11 protein-coding genes are annotated in these 23,275 nt (G+C 29.4%); 3 read left to right on the top strand and 8 right to left on the bottom strand.

Annotation, left to right across the window (positions count from 1 at the left end; translation table 4 throughout):
- Positions 1–39 precede the first annotated feature (39 nt).
- On the top strand, positions 40–1,662 hold the full coding sequence (locus tag OF365_RS01780; RefSeq protein WP_263817899.1) for a hypothetical protein: 1,623 nt from the start codon (positions 40–42) through the stop codon (positions 1,660–1,662).
- 10 nt (positions 1,663–1,672) lie between these two features.
- Here OF365_RS01780 and OF365_RS01775 read toward each other — a convergent pair whose 3' ends face one another.
- The 8 genes from OF365_RS01775 to OF365_RS01740 form a co-directional block, all read right to left on the bottom strand.
- On the bottom strand, positions 1,673–5,998 hold the full coding sequence (locus tag OF365_RS01775) for an SGNH/GDSL hydrolase family protein (protein WP_263817898.1): 4,326 nt from the start codon (positions 5,996–5,998) through the stop codon (positions 1,673–1,675).
- A gap of 24 nt (positions 5,999–6,022) precedes the next feature.
- Positions 6,023–16,066, bottom strand: coding sequence for a GDSL-type esterase/lipase family protein (locus OF365_RS01770; protein WP_263817897.1), 10,044 nt, complete (start codon positions 16,064–16,066; stop codon positions 6,023–6,025).
- Between the two features lie 231 nt (positions 16,067–16,297).
- Positions 16,298–17,788 (bottom strand): endonuclease/exonuclease/phosphatase family protein, encoded by a 1,491-nt coding sequence (locus tag OF365_RS01765; protein ID WP_263817896.1) that lies wholly within the window; start codon positions 17,786–17,788, stop codon positions 16,298–16,300.
- Positions 17,754–17,936 (bottom strand): hypothetical protein, encoded by a 183-nt coding sequence (locus OF365_RS01760; protein ID WP_263817895.1) that lies wholly within the window; start codon positions 17,934–17,936, stop codon positions 17,754–17,756. Before OF365_RS01760 ends, OF365_RS01765 begins: the two co-directional genes overlap by 35 nt.
- Entirely contained in the window at positions 17,920–18,609 is a 690-nt protein-coding gene (mtnN, locus tag OF365_RS01755; RefSeq protein WP_263817894.1) for a 5'-methylthioadenosine/S-adenosylhomocysteine nucleosidase, read from the bottom strand. The genes OF365_RS01760 and mtnN overlap by 17 nt, the downstream gene beginning before the upstream one ends.
- Positions 18,609–19,889: a bis(5'-nucleosyl)-tetraphosphatase (symmetrical) YqeK gene (gene yqeK, locus OF365_RS01750; RefSeq protein ID WP_263817893.1), complete on the bottom strand. Its 1,281-nt coding sequence runs from the start codon at positions 19,887–19,889 to the stop codon at positions 18,609–18,611. Before yqeK ends, mtnN begins: the two co-directional genes overlap by 1 nt.
- Positions 19,876–20,961 (bottom strand): GTPase RsgA, encoded by a 1,086-nt coding sequence (gene rsgA / locus OF365_RS01745; RefSeq protein ID WP_263817892.1) that lies wholly within the window; start codon positions 20,959–20,961, stop codon positions 19,876–19,878. Before rsgA ends, yqeK begins: the two co-directional genes overlap by 14 nt.
- A 49-nt stretch (positions 20,962–21,010) precedes the next feature.
- The gene (locus OF365_RS01740; RefSeq protein WP_263817891.1) at positions 21,011–21,913 is read right to left on the bottom strand and encodes a deoxyribonuclease IV; all 903 of its coding nucleotides are present in this window, start codon (positions 21,911–21,913) and stop codon (positions 21,011–21,013) included.
- Between the two features lie 159 nt (positions 21,914–22,072).
- Between OF365_RS01740 and OF365_RS01735 the strand changes: the two genes are divergently transcribed.
- The gene (locus tag OF365_RS01735; protein WP_263817890.1) at positions 22,073–22,354 is read left to right on the top strand and encodes a hypothetical protein; all 282 of its coding nucleotides are present in this window, start codon (positions 22,073–22,075) and stop codon (positions 22,352–22,354) included.
- A 53-nt stretch (positions 22,355–22,407) separates the two neighbouring features.
- A complete protein-coding gene (locus OF365_RS01730) occupies positions 22,408–23,196 on the top strand; it encodes a lysophospholipid acyltransferase family protein (protein ID WP_263817889.1) in 789 nt (262 codons plus the stop codon).
- Positions 23,197–23,275: the final 79 nt, after the last annotated feature.

The following is a 23,275-nucleotide window of genomic DNA, read 5'->3' as shown; positions in this document are numbered from 1 at the left end:
AAAAACATTTTATAATTAATAACATAGCGGAGGTTTCTTATGCCCTTGTATTGAGTTATTGGTTTTTTAGCCTTTTGTTTGTTGGCTGGTTTATCAGTTATTATTTGTATGTTATGCATGCATCTTAATTATCGCAAACAATATCATCGTTTTTTGCAGTCATTAATTATCAATCGTCAAAAATTTGATGATCGTTTTTATAAAGTCTTCTTGGCAGAATCTAATATTTTCAAAGATGCAAAACCTCACTCGAGTGCCATTATCAACGAATATCGCTTCACAATCAATGATCAAATTAGTCTCTTAAATGATCAACTAATTACCTTTTATCAATTAATCACAAAGGGTTATATTTTTAAAGCTTTTAAATATAACAAGGTCTTGAAACACCAGTTCCAATTATTAATGCACAATATAAAAATATTTGATGAAGCCTTATATCAATTTTGATCATCATTTGATGAGAATGACGATCGTATAGTTAACCATTATATTACTAATAAAAAAATCGATCAAATATATAATGAATTTAGCCAGAAATATAATTTGACTAATGATCATTATTTAAAAGCAGCCAATAACCTGAAAGGTTTAATTATCGACCTAGAAACTTATAAGCAAAAACACGAAAAACAAAAAGAAACCAAAATTAATAAGTTGATTATTAGTACAATCAAAAATAAATTTCACCTACTGAAAAATCTTATATATTTAGTGGGCGCAGTTAGCCATTTGCGAACACGTCATAAAGACTTAATGACATTTCTCATATCTTCATACCAAAATCCCCACCTGGACAATTATTTTGTTTTATATAACGAATGGAATGTGTTTTGTCAGAAACAGTTTTATGAATGTGTTCGAACATCCAAATTCCAATTGATTTTTAGTAAATATTTATGCCCTCTAGAAATCCTGCTAGATGAGTTAATTCCGCGAGTATACGAACATTACAAAACTCAAGAAATTTATCAGTCTTTAAATACTTCGATTACTCAACTATTACCAAAGATTTATCATTATCTATTAGCGATGGAAAGAGAAATAAGTCAAGCATACAAATTATGAGAAAGAATTAATTATCCGCGTGTTTTTGAACAATTAGAATCAATAATGACTAGTGTGCAAGATTTAAAAACACAGTATATGAATGTACAATGAATTGCTCAATACGATGCTTTAATATGCGTTTATCGTTTTATTAACGATTTTAATCTTTTACAACAAACTTGAAAACAATGAAACGAACAAATTAAATTGATTAATGAGCGAATGCAAATCATTTATCAATTAGTAGAAAAGAATTTATTTTACCTTCGGCAAATGCAGGCATTAAAAAATCAGCAAATTGTTTTGTTAAAGGATGATTATGAATTCCTAATGAAAATTCAAAACGATTTACAAGTTAGTAATTATAGTTTTTTAGATCAGGCTGAATATATTATCAATTACTTAAAAATTATTGGAGAACGCCTTGAATTCACCAAATCGTATGCCAACTTAATTATGCATCAGATTCCTATTTGGGCCCATGCTTGCCAGAGTTTTTTAGATGATCATAATCTACCTTATACTGCTATTAATAACCACAGCACAAAAGAACAACTGGACTTAATTCAAATGTATTTAGATCAAATTAATCAGTATAGAAACAAAAAATAACATTTCCATGTTATTTTTTTTGTTTTAATAATTCCAAAAATAAGAATAAATTGTCATCAAGTTGATCAGTTAACAAAGAAATTAGGTGTAAATACAAACGTTTGTATATGATTTTTTCGTGATTTTGAACAACTTTAGGATGGTCATTTATTTTCAAGAAGTTACTAATTCATGTAACTTGTGCTTCGGTGTGACAAATTGTTTTTATCAAAAAATGCGTAATGCGGAAATATTTTGATTTGTTATGCCAAATCCCATGAGTTATTTTCATGAAGAATTTTTGATGAACAATTGCGAAAACAATTAGTGTAATGTTTTTCAAACACAAACCATAAACAGATGAAGCATCATCTTTTTGTTCGTATTTAGCTCATAACAATTGGTAAAAACGTTTTAAATACTTATGATTTTTAAATTTTTTGGGAATAAATGTTTTTTTAGAAAAAGCAAAAGGTGTTAGTAAAATCTCGCATAAATAAGCATATCATGGTGTTTGTAAAGGGTTGATTGATGCGCGATCCTTGAGTGGAGAGTACTGAATGATTGTATTTAACAAATCACATAACCCATGCATGCTTATAGATTGATTTTCTAAAGCGTGCAAGAAAATGTCGATGTTATTTTTTAAATAACTAAGCGCATGATTTTTAAATTCATCTAAATAAACCCCTAAATAGTAAATTAATGATTCATTACCCTGTGTTTCCATACATTTAAGTGTTGCTTTATTAAATCATTGGTTAATAAAAAAACGCGAACTCATAAAAGTAATCATTTGGTGTAAAAAATGCTTCTGAATGTCAAAGTTCACGTATTTTAAGTCAATTTGTAATTCTCGAAAAAAGAATTGAACGAACAAATCCGCGATAGCATCATTATTGATTAATTCAAAGAAAATATCTTTTCAATCGTTGGTTAAATCATATTTTTCTAATAAATAAAATAAACTCTTCAAAAATTGGTTGTGTTTGTTTTCTAACCAAATTGTATAAATTGTGGGATCGTGAATAATCACAGTATGATAAAACTTTTTAATTAAATTTAAAAACTTGGGATTGTGCGAAAAGAATTGAATTAATTCATAATGCTGCTCGTCACTAATTTTAAAAGAATGTAATGAAAAACGATCTTTAAGAAAGATAACAATCATCCAATGAAAAAAACGTCAACTTTTAATGTTTTGAACTAAAAAATTAAAACCATTAGTAATTTTTCGGCGCGAATTAATTGAGTCTACTTTTTGATAAATTTGCATTAAATTACGAAGCACTTGTCCTGTGTTTTTTAGGTAGTAAAAATCATGATTAATTAAAGATAAGTCGAAATTCTTTGCGACAAGGTTAATTAATTCTTGCAGCGAACCAAAAGGTCATTTAATTAACTCATCAATATGGTTTTGCAAACCTAGAAATTCTAAAGTCAATTCATGAACGCTTTTGAATAACTCTTTTTTATACAAGGGAACTGGCTGATTAATATACTTGCCAAGATGTTCAAAAAGATAAACAAGCCACTCCGTTCATAAACTAGTTTGCTGCATATGATCAATGAAACGGGCTACATTTATACGGTGTGCATCTAAAAGGAAATCAATTTTGTTTGCTGTAAATAACTTTAGGATGCGCATAATTAAACCAGTTAAACTTGTATTAATTAAAGAAGTTTTATCACAAATTAAGTGCTGTAGATAATTAAAACGGCGTTTAACCCAATTGATCAAATTTTCTAACATTTGGTCAATTACATATGTATACGGATCTATGTGTGGATCATAAGTATTTGAAAATAATGTTTTCAAAATAATTTCCTGGCAAAAAGATTTAGCTTCACGCAATAATAATAAATCGTTGAAAATGATTTCTAAATGTTTAAAAACTTCAAGTAAATTACGCGCTAGTCCTGAATGCTTTAAAGCATGATAATTAATATATTTAAAAAATAATGTTAAAAGAATGTTGTGCTTCTTATTTGTTTTATTGATATTTAAGAAAATATGATCTAAAAATAAACTAATTTTATCCTTAATAGCTTGTACATCATAATCTTTTTGTAATAATACTCGGAAAATGACTTCAGCCAGTGCTGGATGGTTCATCGGACGAACTAAACTTTTTTGATCATTATTAATGTGGGCTTTTTTATAGCGTTGGGATGCTTGATAGATTAAAAAATTGTCAAATAAACAAAAACCAACTTCAAGATCGTTTTTAATGGTACTAAAATTTTTTAACATCTGTTGTACGACTAAGAAAAAGTATGGTTGAAAGGTTTGTTTGATAATCGGCCAAGCTTTTTTAAATTGTCGATTGTATAACAAGTAAATTAAATCGTAGTGCATTAATAAATCATATATATGCGCTAGGAAGAGTGAAAGGTTAGTCTCGTTGATTACTAAACGTTTTAAGGCGGTTAAGTATTTAATAATTGGACTTGGATTCAAGCCGCGGATTAAATCATCGGGTAAAACAAAAATTAATAAATTAAAGATGTTTGATCACCAGACATCATTAGTAATTAAACGACTGATTAATTCATCAACTTGTTTGTGACGAAACAAGTATTGGTTAACTTCAAAGAGGGTGATGATTTTATTGTAAATATCGATTTGTGATAAGATGTATTTTTGGTATTTAAATGTTTGCGAAATGAATAAATTTAAATAATGCTGAAAGGCTGCATTGTTCAAAATCGAAATAATAATATTTTGGTATGTTTGTTTTATGTTTTCGTTATATTTTTGATTAAAAAAAATGTATAAAATAAAATCAATAATTTGTAAATTACTTTTTAAATGCTGAAGGCTTAGCATGAAATAATGTTTTCATTGATCTGCGTTTTTTTGGATAAACGGATGCTTAAATACGATTTCAATGAACAAATTAAAATGTGGGGCATGAAAAAGAGCTTGTAATATATTTTGTCAGAACAATTGTTCACTTAAATATGAGTATTTGCGTTTTCGCTCAAAATTCGCTTGCATCATCAACATTCAATCAGCTCATAAACCACTTTGGACAATCTGGTGCATTAAGCTGTAACCTAATAACACATTATTCTCTTGTTTAGCCTTGAAAAAAACATATAATAGGTTATTATAAAAATCTTTCATGAATAAACTAAAAAAGTTTTCTAAAAGGTCTATAAAGCGACTTTTATAACGACGTAGCGAACACATGTATAAATGCGTTAGTAATGAGTGTTGGTTTTTATGAGTGGATAAATAAGTTTTGTATTTATCTATTAAGTCGTTATTAAACATAAAAACATTAAGTTCGGGGAAAGTGTCTAAAATATTTCTTTCAATTTGCTCATCTAATGTAAATAATGGTTGATAACAATTATAATCAGATGATAAATAGCGTCTGGTTAATGGATCAGTTCATATTTTTTGATGAAAACGTGGGTTTGTACTTGTTTTCACAAATAGATCAAAACCCATTTGTAAATAACCGCGATAACTAGGATGTAGATCATAAAAAACAGGTTGTAAAAGATTTAAATGTTTTTGAAACACACTACGCAAAGGATTGATGAAATGAACGTTAGTATTTTGTGCGGTTATCTTAATAACGTTCATTAATTCGTCTCATAATTGCAGTGATAAATCATCTTGTTCATCAAAACTTGTTCATTCGTTAACTAATTGAGCTAAAGTCCCTAGTGGGTTTAAATAACCGATTAAATAAATTTGGGCATTTGGATTGTACTTTTGTATGATTTGGATTAATTGTGTATAATTTGCAATCATTTTTTGTTTTTTTAAATATAAGTTATCGAATAGCATGTCAAAAGCAGTAATCTTATCATTCCGAGTTTTAATTAAAAGTCCAATATTTTTAATTAATTCAAAATCAATAAAATCAAACAAGCCCAATGAAATGGTCAATACATCCGCTTGGCTAATCACTTTAATTAAGTGGGTATGTTGATAGTCATTAACGTGTTGATAAGCGGGTTGCTCGTATAAATAAAACCCATTAATATAGCTTTTTAAATGTTCATCAAATAAAGGTTTGCGAATATTCATTCATTCATTTAGAAAAGCAAAATAATTATATCCTTGATCTTGAATGTACGAATCAGTGGGAGCGTTTAATAAATACAATCAATCAGTAATCTTAGCGTGTAATAATCCTAGATTATGATATTCACTAACTTCGCAAGCGTTATATTTGTGCCAGAAGTAGACCAAAAAAGAAGCATATGAAAGACCTTGCAGATCATTGTCATGAAAACTGCCAAATAATTCATATCCTAATGAGGGATCATAGCCAGAAGTATAACTATCCCCAAGGGCTACATAACGAATTTTTTGCTGATCTTTGTAACTCTTCATATGGCTTCCTTTTTGTAAACACCATTAACGTTTTTGACGGTTAATCGGTCGTCCTCTCTTAATTGATTCAAATATATAATTAACTTTATTATGGTTGTTTTGAGTGGTAATTTCAGGTCGTAAACGTTGTTGTGAACGTCAACATGAAATAAAGTAAATAAAATCGAAGTCACGGTATGATTGTTCAAATCGTCAAACAGATTTATTTGATGAATAATCACCAAAAATATTATTTCAAACGCGGTTTTCGCCGTATTTTGTTTTACCTGATAAAGCTTTTCCAACAATACCAATACCATTAGCGCTCCAAAAGGCATTTCATCAAATCCCACCCGTAACGTTTCGGAAGTAGGTTTCATGAGCATATCATAAAACAGTTAAAGTTAGCCGGAACATTGCCCGGTAGTATGGACTTTCGTCTAAAAAGGTTAGTTGTGGATTAGCTTTAAAGAATTCTTCATCCGCCTTTCACATATTTTCTGATAAAGTAGTTAATGCACCTAAAGGATCTGAACCCGTAATTCCTTCTGGTGGTTGCCCCTTGGCAATAATTTCACTAATAAAACTTTTCTCAACCAGATTACGTTCGTGCAAACCATTATATAACGGTTGTTCAGCACTTAAATTTTCATAAGCTACTAATGGTGATTTTTCGAAAATTAAATTAATTAGGTTAGCTACGTAAATCACATGAATTTTCTTTGAATCGTTGTGCACGTATGTTGTGTGGGCTAAAATTTTAGCAAATTGCGTTTTATCACTTGTGATATAACGACTAATAATATCTGAAATTTTCTTCAGATTAGCTTCTTCGAAAGTAGCTAATTTTTGTTCTTTAAATAAATCTTGAATCAGTTCAATTGGTTTGCGCAAGAAGTCGAATTCCTTAATGTGTTTCATAACTTGCACAATGAAATTAGCTACAATTTCAATGTCATTTTCGTTTGTATTTTGTAGTTTTAGTTTATCAAACATTAATAATGCTAGGAAACGGGTTGTTGGTTTAGCTACAACAAAATCAACAACAAAATCAAAGATGTCTTGTTTTAAATGCGCTTCGTAATTATGACCAATAAAGTTGTTTAACACTTCTTTATAATTTTTGTCCATTAATAAATCAGCATAAATATTTTTATATTTAAAAACATCATCAATTAACGAATTTAGAATTTTTTGTAATAAAGCTGAATCACGGAATCACGAGTATGCTCCCTGAATAAACCGGCGAGTTTCTGCATCAGAAACACCTGTTTTATTCACTAATGTTTTGGTAAATTTATTTTGTAAAACATCAATTACATAATGTGATAGTGGTTCTGATTTTAAGAACTTATTAATCAAACCCTTTAATGTTGCTTTTAGTTTTAAAACATTATCTTGTTGTTTTAAAACATCAGTTTTTAAGATATAAGCAATAGTTTTGAATACTTGGGTTAGTGGATCTTTATTGTCAGCTGGAACAGAAGTGTTTGGTTCATTTGTTGTATCTGGTGTTTTTAAAAACACAGGATCAAAGATTTCCTTATATTTTTCATAAGGAATTAAACGTAATAAAACATCTAAAAAGTCGATTAAATTTGACTGATCATATTTAACTAATTCAATAGCTTCGGCAATAAAGGCGGGTTGTTTTACTTTTTCTACAAAATGTTGCTGGAATAAGTCTTTAAAACTAGCATCTTCATCAATAATTGCATGAATATGCTCTTGTAAGAACCCTATAGCTTCATCTAAAGTTTTATTCACGATTTGTAAATCAAAAATATGGGGAACAAAAACGGTGATTAAACGCGCGATTTTATCGTGATCATCCTGTGATAATGCCGGGAGTTTTAAAGCAACACTAGTGGTTTTAACAAATGCTTCACTTAACGCCTGAATGATTGAACCGTTCGGGCGTAAATGTTTACTAATGATTTTCTTTAATGTGGAAATTACTTCGGTTTTATTTAGTTTAATAATTTCACTGATCAACGAACCTAAGCCATTAACTTTAGCATACAAATTAGCATCATCAATAAACTTATCCACAAAACGTTTTAATTCGTTTGTTAAATCGGTTACTAATTCCTTATTTTGGAAAATTTGGGCAAATAATTGTTGGTAGTCATTTTTTAAAGGTTCTAATAAAGGCACTTGCGTAGTTATAGTGTTAGCTAATTGTTGACTTAACACATCAAACATGTTTATTAAGAATCCGTTTTCACCCATAGCTTTGTTTTGGATCACATCCACTAGGGTACGCACTATTTGCTTCCCTTTATTTTTTGCATCAGGTGATAAATTATAAGCTAGTAAAGCATGAATATAAGCGTAGTAATCATTTACCCTGCTTAATGGTTGTTTTGGAGTTGATGGTTGATTTTCATTATTGATTGGTCGATTTAATAAATCAGATCAATTGATCTCATTAATAACAGCAACTACCCCGTGAGTTAAAACATTTACATCTAAATCTGCGATTTCAAGAATTTGCAAAGTATCAGCTACAAGCGCTGCATATTGTGTTTGTGGGTCAAAGCCCAGGATTTTTTGAGTAAATAATTTCGTTGCATTAACTTCTTGTTCAATCATAGCTTGCAGATAGTGCACATCGGCGTTTGAGGCGCATAAATCCAGAACGTTACCCAAGATTTTTTGGTATACAAGGGTTTTAGTTAAATTTTGTGAAATAGCTTTAATTAATGTCTGCAGATCAACGAAATTTTGGTGCAAGATTTGATCTGGTTGTTTTTTGGTCACGACATTAAAGACGATGTAACTTAATTGTTCGCTAAATACATCATCGTTTAAAACACTGATAATGATTTGGTTAATATCGTTTTGCAACACTTCTTTATGATTTGCAAAAACATAGTTAATTAACCCATAAAGATTTGTTTGGTTTTGATAATTTGCAGCATTTTCAATAGTGAATTGGGCTAAATGAACGATTAAACCTTGAACGTTTGGATCGTTGTAAACACGTTCAAAAAGCTTGTTAAATAAATCCGTTTTTTGTTGTTGGTTTAATTGAAAAATTGAATCTAAATTAATGTTTAAAATCATTTTACTAATTGAATTAACAAAATAATTTTTAACACTTGAATTAGCCATAACACCTTCAATGATTTTACTTATTAAATGACGCATTTTTTGAACTGTAGAATCAGTTAGGTATTTGTTTTTAGATAAATTATTCAAAATTTTAAATACTAAATCAAGAGTTTGGGAAATATTGGTAGGTTGAATTTCAGCTGTATTTGCTGGTGTATTAGATTTTAAAAGATTGATAATCTTATTAACATCGATATGAGGAAGAATGATGTTAAAGATATTTTCTAGAACATTTACATCTAAATCTTCGAAAGTTAAAATTTGTAAAATATTTAATCAATTATTTAATTGGTTGAATTCAGTTGTTCAGAAATTTTTTAAACTAGTTGTATTTTTGTCTAGGAATTCAGCAAAATTGTTTTGCGCTAATTCTAGGAGTTTATCCATATTATCTTTATAAAATTCTAGTTCAGGAATCTTTTTAACCACTAAATCTAAATAGTTGATTAATTCGTTTTTTTCTGTCGCATTTAAAGAGTCGCCAATCTGCGGGAATTGATCTATTAATAAATCAAAGACTTGCAAGTTTTTTAGATTATTAAAAATGACAACAAAGAAGTTTTTGATGGCGTTTTTATTATTTGCTATATTCTTTTGAATAAATTGACTTAAATAAGCATTAAAATCGGATGCTGATTGGTATTCGCTTTTATGCTCAATCATTTCATGCAAACAATTTTTCATGAGATTAACTAATGCTTGATTAATCTCTTGGTTTTTCATTAAAACATTATAAACATTGATAAACCAACTCTCATTAGTTTTAATAAATTGATTGTTTGAGCTTAAGTTTTTAATTAATTGTTGATAAAAAACCTCGAGTTGATCACTCAACTGGTTGTGATATGAATGTGTAGGTTCTAAAACTGCTAATAAATAATCGATGATTTTTAAAAGTTTTGTTTGTACTGAAGGTTCTAAAGTTAAATGGTTAAAAGCATTAATATATTTAAAAATCAGATCAGGATAATTAGTTGTTTGTTGGTCTGTTGCTGAGTTTGTGCTTTGATTTTTCTGTTTTTTAATAAACTCAAAAATGTTAACATCAAAAACGATATTAAAAATTAAATCACTATAGTCTTGCGCACTAATTTTTTCATTTTTTAAGATATCTAATAACGTGTAAGCTACCTTAGGATTATTGATATCCACTAATGACATAATCATTTTTATAAAGGATTGACTATCCTCTAAATAACTTTGAACACTCGCTTTATCTGTTAATTTTTTTAATATTTCGTTCAAGCTCGCATCAACTAGTGATAATTGATCAAGATTGGTCACAACATTTTTTAAAAAGTTTGCTAAGCGATTAACGGGTAATGATGTTTCAGCAACGTTAAATTGAGGGTTAATTTGTTTGATAATGATACGTGCAGCTAGCAATCAAATATCGGATTTGGTTGCTAAATTCTTTATATAAGTATATATTTTGTTTTTTAAATCTACTCCGACTTTAGATGCATATGTGTTAATTAAAGTGGGTAAATCAGTCGCGTTTTTTAGCTCATTGTGATCATCAATAAAATGATTAATTAAAGTTAACAAAATAGTTTTTAAATCAGCATTAAATAATTCATCAGCAACATTAGTTAATGTTGTCTGTGGCGTGGTTGGTAGGTGTAAATCAGCAATAACTTTACTGATTGTTGAATTTTTTAATAAGGGACTAATTAGCAATGTTTTAAAGTTTTTACTTGCAAATAATTCGTCAAGTAAGTAAGTTAAAATTGTTTTAATTTTACCTGGTTGTTGATTAAATAAATCTAAACCAGCTAGTTTTTTGAGTATTTGAAAAATGAAATCATTCAAATTGTCTGGTTTTTTGAATATTGATGGTTCTTTTTGATCGCTCGCATTGTTTGGTGTTTGGGGTTGATCTAAATGGGTGATTGCAATATGAATAATGTTCTTGAAGTCATCTACACTTAAGTCATCATATTTAACAAGTTCAAAAACTTCAACAAAATCAACTAGGTTATTCATTAATAAATCAATAAATGGTTGGGCATTAATTGGTTTATTTGTAATTAAATTAGCAAATAATTCTTCGGTTAAATTAAAGAATTTTTCGAACAGATTGTTATATAAAGCCAAGCTGGGTAAATGAGCTAACACCTTTTTGATAGTTTGTTTAAAGAAAGTAATTTCTTGCGGTGCAAACTCTGTTAATTTTTTAGTGATTAAACTAAAAATTAAATCGACAAAACTCTCGTTGATTTTAGTGTTAGTAATAAATAATTCAATGATTTTTTGGATGTTATCCTTTAAAGCGGTTTTTTTGTTTTTGAATAAAATGTGAACAATATCTTCTAAACCGTGAATTTGTCCATACTCACTATGGTTGTCAAATAAATCATTAATAATAACGCTAAATAAATTGGTCATGTTATCTAATAAAGCATGATCATTAATAGCGGTTTTGATTAATGTTTTTATTTGCTGATTGATTTGTGGATCAGAGTGATATGTAATTTGTTCTAATAAACCACTAAAGACAGCATACCGTTCGTCATGGCTAATAATTTTTTCGTTTTTTAAATCATCAAAAATAAAGTTAATTGTATCTTTGATTTTTTGGCCTGTACTACTTTTAAAATCCTGGGCAAATAAATTTTGGATTAATTTAGTAAGGAAATTTGTTGCTTGATTAGGTTTTTCCGGTTGATCAATTTCGTACTCAACTTCGCTTGTTGTTTTCGGTTTAATAGTAAAATTTAAACGTACTTTAAAGACGATGGTGTTAATAACATCAGCATACTCACGTGCCGAAATGTTAGAGTGAATATTGTTAATTAGACTAGCAATTTCTTGGGGTGTGGATAGATTAACCGCTGTTAAAAGATCTTCAACAAACTTCCCTGCATTATTACTTAGCAATGTTTGGATATTGTTCGGATTTGACAATAAATTAAAGAGTTGATCAATTAATTGGTGAAAAACATCTAAATTGGTAATTGTATAAATCGCTTTTTTAACAAAGTTTTTTAAAGTATTTTGGTCTGCTACAGCTAAATCTTTTCATGTTTTATCTTTGTTAATTAACGGGATTAATAATCCAAAGATAAAGTCAAGAATATCATCATTATTTAATAAATTATTTAGCAAGTTAGTGATTCAAGTTTTTAATTCTACCTGGTTTTGACTAATTAAAGTGCTAACCATGCTTAATAAGTTGTCTGCCTGATTAAATGCTTCAGGGTGCATAAATGTCTGATCAATTATTTTTGTTAGTAATTTTGTGATATCTGATTTTTCAAATAAGGCATTAACCAAGTTATTGATAATAATCTTTTGTTGTTCAGGATCATTTTTGAAAATAGACAGATTAGCATGGATTAACAAACTACGAATTTGCTCACTTAACAACTGTTTTAGATTAGTTGAACTTAAAACAGTTTGTACGATGTGGATGATAATCTCTTTGACTTTTTGTTGGTTTTGAGATACTAAAGCACTGGCGTTAGGGACTGACGGGTTTAAATATGGCGAGTTTAAAAGTTTTTTTAAGGTTTGAAAAACCAAATCTAAAACGTCAATTCGTTTATTTGACAGAGAGTTTTCAGCTTGGTTAGAATCATTATTTGGTCTTTTTTGAAGAATTTGGTTTCAATCTAACTCATTAACAATAAAAGTGATAACCTTCATTAAATCATCGTTTTTTATTGCCTTAATTTCCGCTAATTCTAATAAATTAGTTAATTCAGGGAGTAATTCAATAACACTTGTTAAAATATCGCGTTTAAAATTTTCCAAATTGGCATTTGGATTTTGAGCTAAAGCTTCTAAATGATGTGTGATCAGTGTGAATAATTTATTTTGAATTAATGCTAATGTTTTTAGATCACTAATATTTGTTAACAAGGGTTTAATAATGTTTGTTAATGCTTGTTTAACTTCAGTTGATACAGGGTTTTTTAAGGGAACGTAATGGTCAATCAAACTAAAAAGTATATTAATTAAATGCTGATTAACAGAAGGATCCTTCGATAATAAACCAATAATATCAGTTATTCCTTGTTGCAGATCAACACTATTAATTTTAATTAATGTAGTCAATAAGTTTGATCAGTGGTTATATTCGTTAAACTGTTCGTTAAAATCAATAAAATTAGCAATCAGGTTGGTCAACAACTTGCCTAATGCTTCTGAGGGGACTATTTTATTTAATCCTAAATCAACGACTTTAAACAAGTCTTTTCGAATTTTTACTAAAAACGGATCGTTTTGTTTAAGTAAAAAATCTCCAAAGCGGTTAATTAGATAATTAATTACTAGTTTAATTAAGTTATCACTTTCAGGCGTTTCAAATAACGTTTTGATAAGTGATATTAAAACTGTTTTTAAATGATTTTTTTGATCAACAGTAAAGTTTTTTTGTTTTAAACCACTAATAAATTGATCTAAGAAGTTGCTAACTTCAAACTTACCTGATTTAAATATTTTAATAATTAAAGGAATTAAACCATTATTTAATGCATCATGAACCACTTGAGAACTTAGGATGGTAATCAAAGCTTTTTGGAATTCCTGTGCGCTAATGTCTTCCTGACTTAAAATAACAAATAAGTCATTTAATAAATCAGCTAAACCAATTTGGAAAACATTAAAATCTTTTCCACCCAGATTATTTTTTTTAGTTTGAAAAACATGATCATAAAAAGTAGTATTTGTTAAAGCTTCAAAAATATTATCACTGATTTTTTCAAAACTCGTTAAAGATGTAAGGCGGGCTAGAACTTTTTCTAAAATCCTTTGAACATGAACGTTGTTTAATATATCTCCAAAATCATGATTAAAAGTCAATTTAACCATGTTTAAAATAGCTTCACGACTACCTTGATTTTCAACTAGTTCTCTTGATAAGGTATTAAGATTGTTAGCAATTTGTGTTTTGTTATTTTTAACTAAAGTAGCTAAAAGTTCTGATAAATTTTCAAAATTATAATATATTGATGTATGATCGAACAGATCAGTTACTAGAACGTCGATGATGTTATTTAAAGTTTCACTGCTTTGCACTTGTTTTAAAATGGTATCTAATGCCACTGTAATTTCTTGTGCATGTGAATTATCTTTAAAGTTAACCTGAACAAACATTTTAGTGATCAGTTCAGATCCTAAAAAATGTTTTAAAACTGATTTTATAATGAGTTTTGTTTCTTTGACATTTTGAATGAAGACCGGAGAAGTTAATAAGGCTTTTAAAGCTCGCAGTAAAGTTTGGGGACGAAATAGATTATTTTTAAAAGCTTCAATGAAGTCTTGATAAGTTAAATCATAGTTCGGGTTTGCTGCAGCTTTTTCGTCGATTTCTTCTTGAATCCCGACAAACACATCATCTAAAACCTGGTTTTCTGTGAACAATTTAACTAATTTGAAGAAATTTGTGTGTCCTTCAGTATCTTTATGACTCAGGAATTCCATTTTTTTGACAATGTCTTCCATATTCAGACTTTTCAGAACATCTTGAAAAAATCCAAGCATTTGATCAATAATTTCAGCATGAGATAAAACTCACGTTTTAACTACAAGTGCGGTCTTATTTTTGTATTTCAAACCTTGTTCGTTAATTAATTCATTCTCATTATTTGTTTTTGTTCACAAACCACTATTGTTGTGCCCGACAATTAAATCAATAATCGCTTTGTTTGAATAATCACTAAAGTAAAATTGTTGGTTATATTTATTTGCGTCGCTGTTAATATATTCGTCTGTTCAATTCGCAATTTCATGTGGATCAAATTTCACTGTTGAAGTGTTAATTGCAAGTTTTAAAAGAATGTCTTGAGCCATCTTTTTATAACCTAATTCAGTCGGGTGAATATCAAATAATGATCTTGTAAACACACTCTTATTTTTATGTCATTCATCATGATCAAAAACACTAATAAAGTTCACTTGGGTATTTTCAGCTGCCGTGGCGATAGCATTATTTAGACCATTAAAAAGAAAGTCTGAAAAAATTTGGTTACTTTGGTCTCTAACATTTAAAAGTTTATTAAAAATCGATTCTCAACGTAACATTGGTTTTGGATAACCAATCAAATTAATTTTTAATTCGGGGTTAATTTTTTGCAAAATTTTAACAAGTTTCGTTAAATTAGCAGATAGCGCCGTTAATTCTTGTATAAACAGCGGTTGGTATTTGGCAAAAATATTTTCAATTTCAGCAGGTTGTGCAACAACTTCCTTAATCATCCCTGTGAAATTAGTACCTAAAATAAAATCATTAGCTCCTAATGTTAGGGTTATGAAGTTGGCATTTTTAATTTTAGCTGTGAGTTTTTCAGTTGCCTGTAATACTTCTTGAGAGTTTAAAATTTCGTCATTAAATATTTTCGGATCAAAATATTTTAATAACCGATTTTTATACTTGGCATGTTCATTTTGATCTAAGGCAAAACCGAAGCGTAAATGGTTCCCTTCTAATCCTTTGACATATTCGTTATCGCGATCATTCAACAGATAAAGTCATGACGCAACGGTTGAACCAGTAATCGCAGCATTATCATAATTAGCGACTGCTTTAGGGTTTAAACGTTGGATATAGTCAATTAAAAACGCTGGGTATGACAAACCGCTAATTTTATTATCTACTAATTCACCAGCTAAATCACAGGCTAAAGTATCATTGAAACCAGCTGTAATAGAATCACCTAAAGCTAAATAATTAATTTTTTGCTTAGGTATTTCTAATGCTTTTAAGCTTGCAGCGGGTTTGACGGCTTTTTGGTTATTATTTGGTTTTAAATCATCCACATTATTATCCTCACCAATTTGATTGATTAAATCTTTTTTATTTTCTTCTAATTGGTTTTTTTCTGTTTCAACATTTTCATTGTTCTCTTCAATAGAGGGTTGTTTATCGTCTTTATTATTTTTTGAACAACTGGCTGCAGCTGCTACAAGCGAAGTAGCAGTCAAGCTAATTGCCAATCCTAATGAAACAATTTTTTTCTTTTTAGTCATTGATTTGACCTCCTTATATTAGAGAAGTTGCGAACAACCTTAATATCTTATTATTTTAGCATAGTTTGAATTTTTAAAAAAACTTTTAAAATATGCTCAATATATTATTCTAATATATTGCCCTTTTTTTATAATACGATGCATTTAAGCTTTTTAAGCATTAGCACAACTTTTATAGACAAAAAAAGAAGAGCATAACTCTTCTCTAAAAATGATGGAACACCTTGTTTTTTATCCTTCTTTACGCATATCATCATGATCAATGAACATATCAAAAAAGACAGGTGCGTGGTCGCTTGTGGTTTTTCGCACTAAAAATTCTATAAAACCCACTACTTCGTCCCGATCTGCTTTATTCATTGTTTTTCGTTGTTGCGGGTCGTCAAATCGCTTTCACTTAGCTAGTAAAACTTGCTTTTCCCGTTCTGTATATTTGGCTTTAACTTTTTTTCCGTTCGGTTTTTTTGTTATTCACTCATTTAAAACCTGCATACGAATTTCGTCGGTTACAATGTTGTATACCGGATTTCCTACCTGTCATAAATCAAACATCTTGGCGTTATCATAAGCCGGTTGATTAGAGGGATCTGTAGCTTGGTAGTCAGTTCTTAAAAATAGCTTATCATAAGCTGAAGTATAACACGAAAAACTAGTGCCTAAAGATGTTCGTAAAGAGGCCATTAATAAGCTTTTATAGTTTAATGGTGGTTTACTTAAAGCACCAAAAGCCACGTTGAAATTCTTCTCTTTAACGTTTGTATCACCTGTTAGTATTAAATCCTGATTAGGTCCATCGAACTTGTCGAAAAGCTTCATTACAGTCGTTAAGTGATAAGCCTCATTAAGCTCCTTAGTACCGTTCCTATATGCATATTTATAATCTTGTTTTTTAATTGATTTATGATTCGAATCACCCGGTGAATCAAGATGCACTGCTAAAATAGAAAAGTCGTTCTCACGATTTTTATCAATTAATGTAACTCCGTATGGTGTTCGAGCATAAGTAATTTTTGTCGCCTTTTGTTTTGGGTGATCTGCTGGATCTGACGATAGAATTACCTGGTCTAATTCATAAGGTGTATTGGTTTTTTTATCTTTAAGAAAGTAGAACTCTTGCTTAACATCAAATGAGTTTTTACGATAAATAAAGGCTACACGTTCTTTTTGTGTTGCAAACTCTGGACTATAAAGTTCATCACTGAGAATATAAGTATATGGATTATCAGGATTTCATTTATTTAGTAAATTAATGATTTTAGTTACTGCTTGGTCTTGTACGTTATGAGCGTTGATTTCCGTTAAAGCGATAACATCGAAATTAAGATAGTTGATTGTTCGAGCTAAAAGCGTATTTTTTAATTCATTCGTTCCACCTTGATTCAAAATATTTCAATGTCCAATTCGTCAGTAATTTGGATTTTTACTTAATTGTTTAATTGAATTTAAGGATGATTGAGGATCAACAGTATCTATTGTTTGTGCTGATTCTTCTGTCTCATTAACCTGATCATGATTATTTTCTTTTTTATAATCAGGCTGTTTATTTTGATTTGTTTCTTGATGGGTGATTTCTGGTTTTGTGCTACTTATTTGATCATCAGTTTTTTTAACATGAAGAAAGCAACTCGTTGATAAAGCTAATGGCAAAGCGCAAGTTAATCCCAAGCCCAAAGAAAGCAAGATTTTTTTATTTTGTCGTTTTTTCTGTAGTTGTTTCGACATTTTTAGCACCCTGTTTCTTTATTGGTTTTTTTGGTGTAGGTTTGTTCATTAAAACAGCTGCAGCAGTAATCGTTCCAATGAACATTGATGCGACTAGGACACCAGTTATGATGCTCACAATTTTTTTTGAATTAATCGATTTCGACATATGTCTCTACCATACCAATAATGGCTAATAACTTGTCTTGAAAAAAAGTATTAATCGCATGTAAATTTTCTTGGTGTGATTGACTTGTTTTTTGGCAGGTAATTAAAGAATCAGAAACGCATTTAATACTAATTCATTCGATAAAATGAGCATGGGCTACATGAGCAATAGCAGCTAGTTCCATATCGATTAAACTTGGTTTAATTGATTTGATTAATGTATGCTGTTCATGATCGATAAACATATCACTACTTGCACAAGGTAATTCAGTAGTTTCTAATCATTCCGCTAGCTCAGCACTTAAATTTTTGTGAGATAAAAAACTAACTGGCTTACGAGGAATTTGATTTTTTTCATACCCGAAGGCGGTTAAATCAACGTTCATGTACTGAACGCTATTAATCACATATGCTTGTAATAATTTCGCTTCCGGATGATTTGTTCCACAACTACCTAAATTGACAATGAAATTAACTTCAAAATGGTCGATTAATGCAGTAGTTGCCATAGCTGCATTGACTAAGCCGACATCCGAAAAAACCAATACAAATTCCTTGCCTTGGATTTTAAAAATATAATAGTTGGTATTGTTAATGCGTTTGATTTTATAATGGTTATTATTTGCTAAAAAATAGCTGATTTCATCTTGTAATGCAACAATTAAGCCGATCATTATTTTGGTCTCTTTTCTTTCACATCATAATTAATAACATGTAAATGTTGTTTATTTGTTAAATTTATTTTACCAAAACACGCATCTTGGTACTGATCTATTTCATCGAAAACCCGATCTAAATCAGTGAATACTAACTCTCTTAATGCGTGTAAATTTGGATGATCTGATATCGTTCTGTGCGGTTCAATTTTATCTGCAACGAATAATACCTTATCTAATAATGTTAGTTGTTTGGTATAAAGGTATGGTTTAGTATGTCGGATAATCGCATTTAAAACTGCATAATCAGAGAAGTGGTATTCAAAATATAAGAGAAAGGCGGCATTAGAACCGTGTTTAATTGTCCATGGTATTTCAGTTAAATCCGTTGAATATCGGGCATAGAAATCGTTTGTCATGGTTTGGTTTAGAGGTTTTAATAGATCATGAAATAAACCAGCGACATATGCTCTTCGTGTTTGTGTTGGGTCATAACGCTCCATAATTTGTGCACTTAATTTAGCAACCTCTAGAGAATGTTTAATGCGTTTGTAATCAATTTGTGAGTGATTATTTTGAATTTTAAGCACATGTTTTTCTAGTAAATAAACCCCGTATAAGCCATTTTCTAATAAATAATTAAACGCTTTTTCATCCATTTGTCCAACCCAATTAAATGATGTTTTGATACTACTTGAAGAAACGGCATTATATTTTAAGTCATACAAAGGAATCGATATGTTATTTAGAAGATAATGTGTGCATGAACATTTTTTATCACACTGGTGATTAACACATAAGCCTAATCGTTTAAAACCAATGATTTTAGTTCTTGCAAGAAGTGTTTCATATTTTTTTCATTCTTTAAAACTAATTAGATTATCAGTACCCATAATTAAATAAAATTGAATATTTGGGTACTTTTGCTCATAAATTTCTAAAATTTCATAACTATAAATTTGTGTTTTTTTATTTTCAGCTAAATTGATTTCGTAATCAGATAAAAAGACGTTCTTTAAGTCATTAATTTGTATTTTAATCATTGCACAACGATCGTCATAATTAGCTAATGTATTTTTAGCAACTGCGACGGGGTCATTTTGATCATATGGTTTCTGAGTGAATTTATTAGCCGCTAGAATTAAATGAACTGGCGTATCTTCACCTAGGAGTTTTTGTGTTTTTTGAATCATTTCCTTATGCGCATAATGGAACATATCGAATGCCCCAAAATATAGCACCATTGACTTTTTTGGCGTCTTATTTAAATTTTTAATTTCAATATTAGATGATCGCATGTGAACTTAATTTAACTCCTACGCCTTCGTGTACAGAAACACTAACTTCACGAGCTTCACTATTAATTGAAATTAAACCCAAACCAGCGATATTTATGTTGTGTTTTTTATTGGGATTTAAAATAAATGTATGTGTTTTTCAACGAATGTTTTCTGTTGCATAGTGGACTTTTAATTCATTATCCAAAAGCTCGTTTGCTAAATTTTTTTGAACGTATTTAGTTTGCATACGTTTAAAATTCACATCTTCATTCACATAGAAGCTAAAATTTGTTTGCGCACCACTTAAATATGAAACATAAACTAGTTTATTTAACATAATAGTTTGTTGAGGAGCTAAATAAAAATTACGGACAAGTGTTTTTTTAAAAACAACCTTAGAGTTATCTTTATTATTTACATAATTCAAAATGTTTTCAGGGAACAAAACTCCCGGTGTGTCCAAGACTATGCTGTTGCGAATTTTAATTTTTAAAATATTTGTTGATGTATTAATAAATGAACTAGTTGTTAAAACTGGTGGTAATTTGTTGATCATTAATAACCCGTTAATTAACGAAGATTTACCGACATTTGTGCGGCCGAAAAAGATTGATTTGTTACGTTTTTCTGTTTGACTTTGCACGATTTCATTTAAGTTTTTTAAACTCGAATTCGATTTAATTGAACAAAACAAAATCTGTGGGTTTTTAAAACCATGTTTTTGTAAAATAGCTAGGACGTTTTCTTTGACTAAATTGACATTATAACTTTTAGGTAATAGATCAATTTTGTTAATGACAAAAGTAATTTGTGATTGATAAGGAGTCAACTCGTCAATAATTGTATGCTCTAAATCAAAAATATCTAAAACCATCATGATATGTAGATTAGTAAAGTCAATATCCTTTAAGACGTCGTTAATTTTTTGATCAATCTTAATAAAATCTTCTTTTACATTATAATTTTTGATTTTAAAACAGCGTTGACATAGATTTGTATTTGAATCTAGGGTTTTTGGGGTGTATCCAGGTTGATTTAATTCGTTAGTTAAATAACTACCGCAACCTTTGCATTTTTTATTGGTGTTCATAAATGTTCTCTTTTTTTAAAAGTATATTAATTAATTATATAAGGAATGGTTACTCATTTGATTGTTTAAAATCTCATCATTCCTGTTTGCGGATCATTTCAATTTCCTCTTTGTATGGAGGATGTTCATTGTTTTTAGATCCATATCATGGGGTCTCTAAAATTTTCGGTACATTGTTTAACAATGGATGGTAAACGATATGCATCAGATTATTAAACCCAATTTTACCATACCCTAAATTTTCGTGACGATCCTTGTGACTGCCTAAAATATTTTTAGAATCGTTAATATGCAAAACTTTGATGTATTCCAACCCGATTAATTCATTGAAGCGTTCTAAATAACTATCAAAAGAACTACGTGTTAAATCGATACCACTATCAAACATGTGACAAGTATCTAAGCAAACTCCAATATTTTTTTTAGATTTTATCCCTTGAATAATTACTGCTAATTCGCAAATATCAGCACCAATTTCACTGCCCTTGCCGGCCATTGTTTCTAAACAAATACAAACATTTGTATCTATTGTCTCAAATATTTCATTAAGCATATTAATTAATAAATCTAAACCGACTTCGAGACGTTGGTTCAAACGAGAACCAGGGTGTAAAACAATTTTGTTAATCCCTAAAGCTTCTGTTCGCCGAATCTCTTTAATCAAGAATTCTTTGGCTAGTTCTCGCACATCAGGTTTAGATGAACAGGGGTTAATAATATATGGTGCATGAACAATTAAGTTATTTAACGATATATTATTCTGTGCTAACAAATTGTGGGCCTCCGGAATTTTTAATTTATTTATGTCAGTTCGTCGCGTATTTTGGGGAGCACCTGTATAGATCATAAATGTGTTACTGTTGTATTCCAAAGCTTCACGCACTGCCCCTAAAAAATAGTCATCAGCTTTCATGCTCACATGACTTCCTATTATCAAGTTATATATATTCATTTAATCACAATCCTTTGTATCAATATTATAATATAAAAAAAATTAGAACACGAAACAGACCAATTTAATAAAGTAACAAAAAAGTTTATTAAAATCAAAGTTTAACCATGCAAAAATATCGAAAATAATTCTGCATAATTTAATTAGGAGTTGGTTTTTATGTTTGAGTACGGACTGAATTTATACAAAAAATATCATTTTTTTAGCGGGTATGTTATTACGAAATCTAATCAAACAAGTGTATTAGAAGTTTTGGCTTACATTTTAGAATCTCATAATCAATGTTGCGCTAAAGTCTTGAGCTTCCAAATTAAAACAAATCAAAAAATTAATGATTTAAGCGCAGGTGATTTAATCATTGTGAAAGCTGAACTAGTCGATTTAGCAAATAAAAAATTCTTTATTTTAATTGATTATGAAAAACTAGAACTTGTTATTTAAAAACATTAACCAATAAAAACGTGCTTGTGGTACAATAACATAATGGTGATATAATGAATTTCTTAAAAGCAATATGATGAATAATGTCTAGTCCATTCGTCTTTTTTTATGTAATTTGGCAAATGCTTTTTGCTAAATTATTAGCAAACAAATACAAAAAGAGTCCAGACGAAGTAAGTGAAGTAGATCGATACAAAAAAGTAAGTAAAATTCTACATGCAATCATGTGAATTTTAAACGTAAAAATTAAGGTCGAGAACGAACGTTTTTTAACTAATCGAAACATGTTCTATATAGGTAATCATAAATCAAATATTGATGCTTTAGCCTTATTTTTAGCCTTAGAAAAACATTCGCTACAAAACATTACATTTGTAGCTAAAATTGAATTGCAGAAATCTTTTTTTGCTCCCTTATTTGATTTAATTGATGTCGTGTATGTTGATCGTAAAAATTTGCGTCAAATTCTAAGTACAATTAAACAACAAGAAAATTTATTAAAGGTGCGTTCACGTGGGTTAGCAGTTTTCCCTGAGACAAAACGTAATCATAGTGATGATTTTTTTGAATTTCAACCCGCTGCTCTTACGCCTGCTTACAATACCGCTAGTGCAATTCAACCATTTGTAATTGGGAATTCGATTAACACGATTGACCGATACGATAATAACAAAAAACGTATGCGTCGTAATTTTGCAAAATCTAAAAACATTTATGTTTCGTTTTTAAAACCGCTTAATAGTTATGATTATGTAAACATTGATAAACAAATCATTATGCGGAATCTTGAGAAAAAAATTATTGATGAATATCTACGATTAAAAAATGTTCATAACTTTTAAAAACAAGCACGAAAAACGCGCTTGTTTTTTATTATAATTATCATATTTATGTATATAATTATACACATATACAAATATA

Origin of the sequence: Ureaplasma zalophigenitalium (assembly GCF_025780055.1) — a bacterium.
Taxonomy (GTDB): Bacteria; Bacillota_I; Bacilli_A; order Mycoplasmatales; family Mycoplasmoidaceae; genus Ureaplasma; species Ureaplasma zalophigenitalium.
The sequence above is the reverse complement of the archived record's forward strand: the minus strand, read 5'-3'. Positions and strand labels throughout refer to the sequence as shown.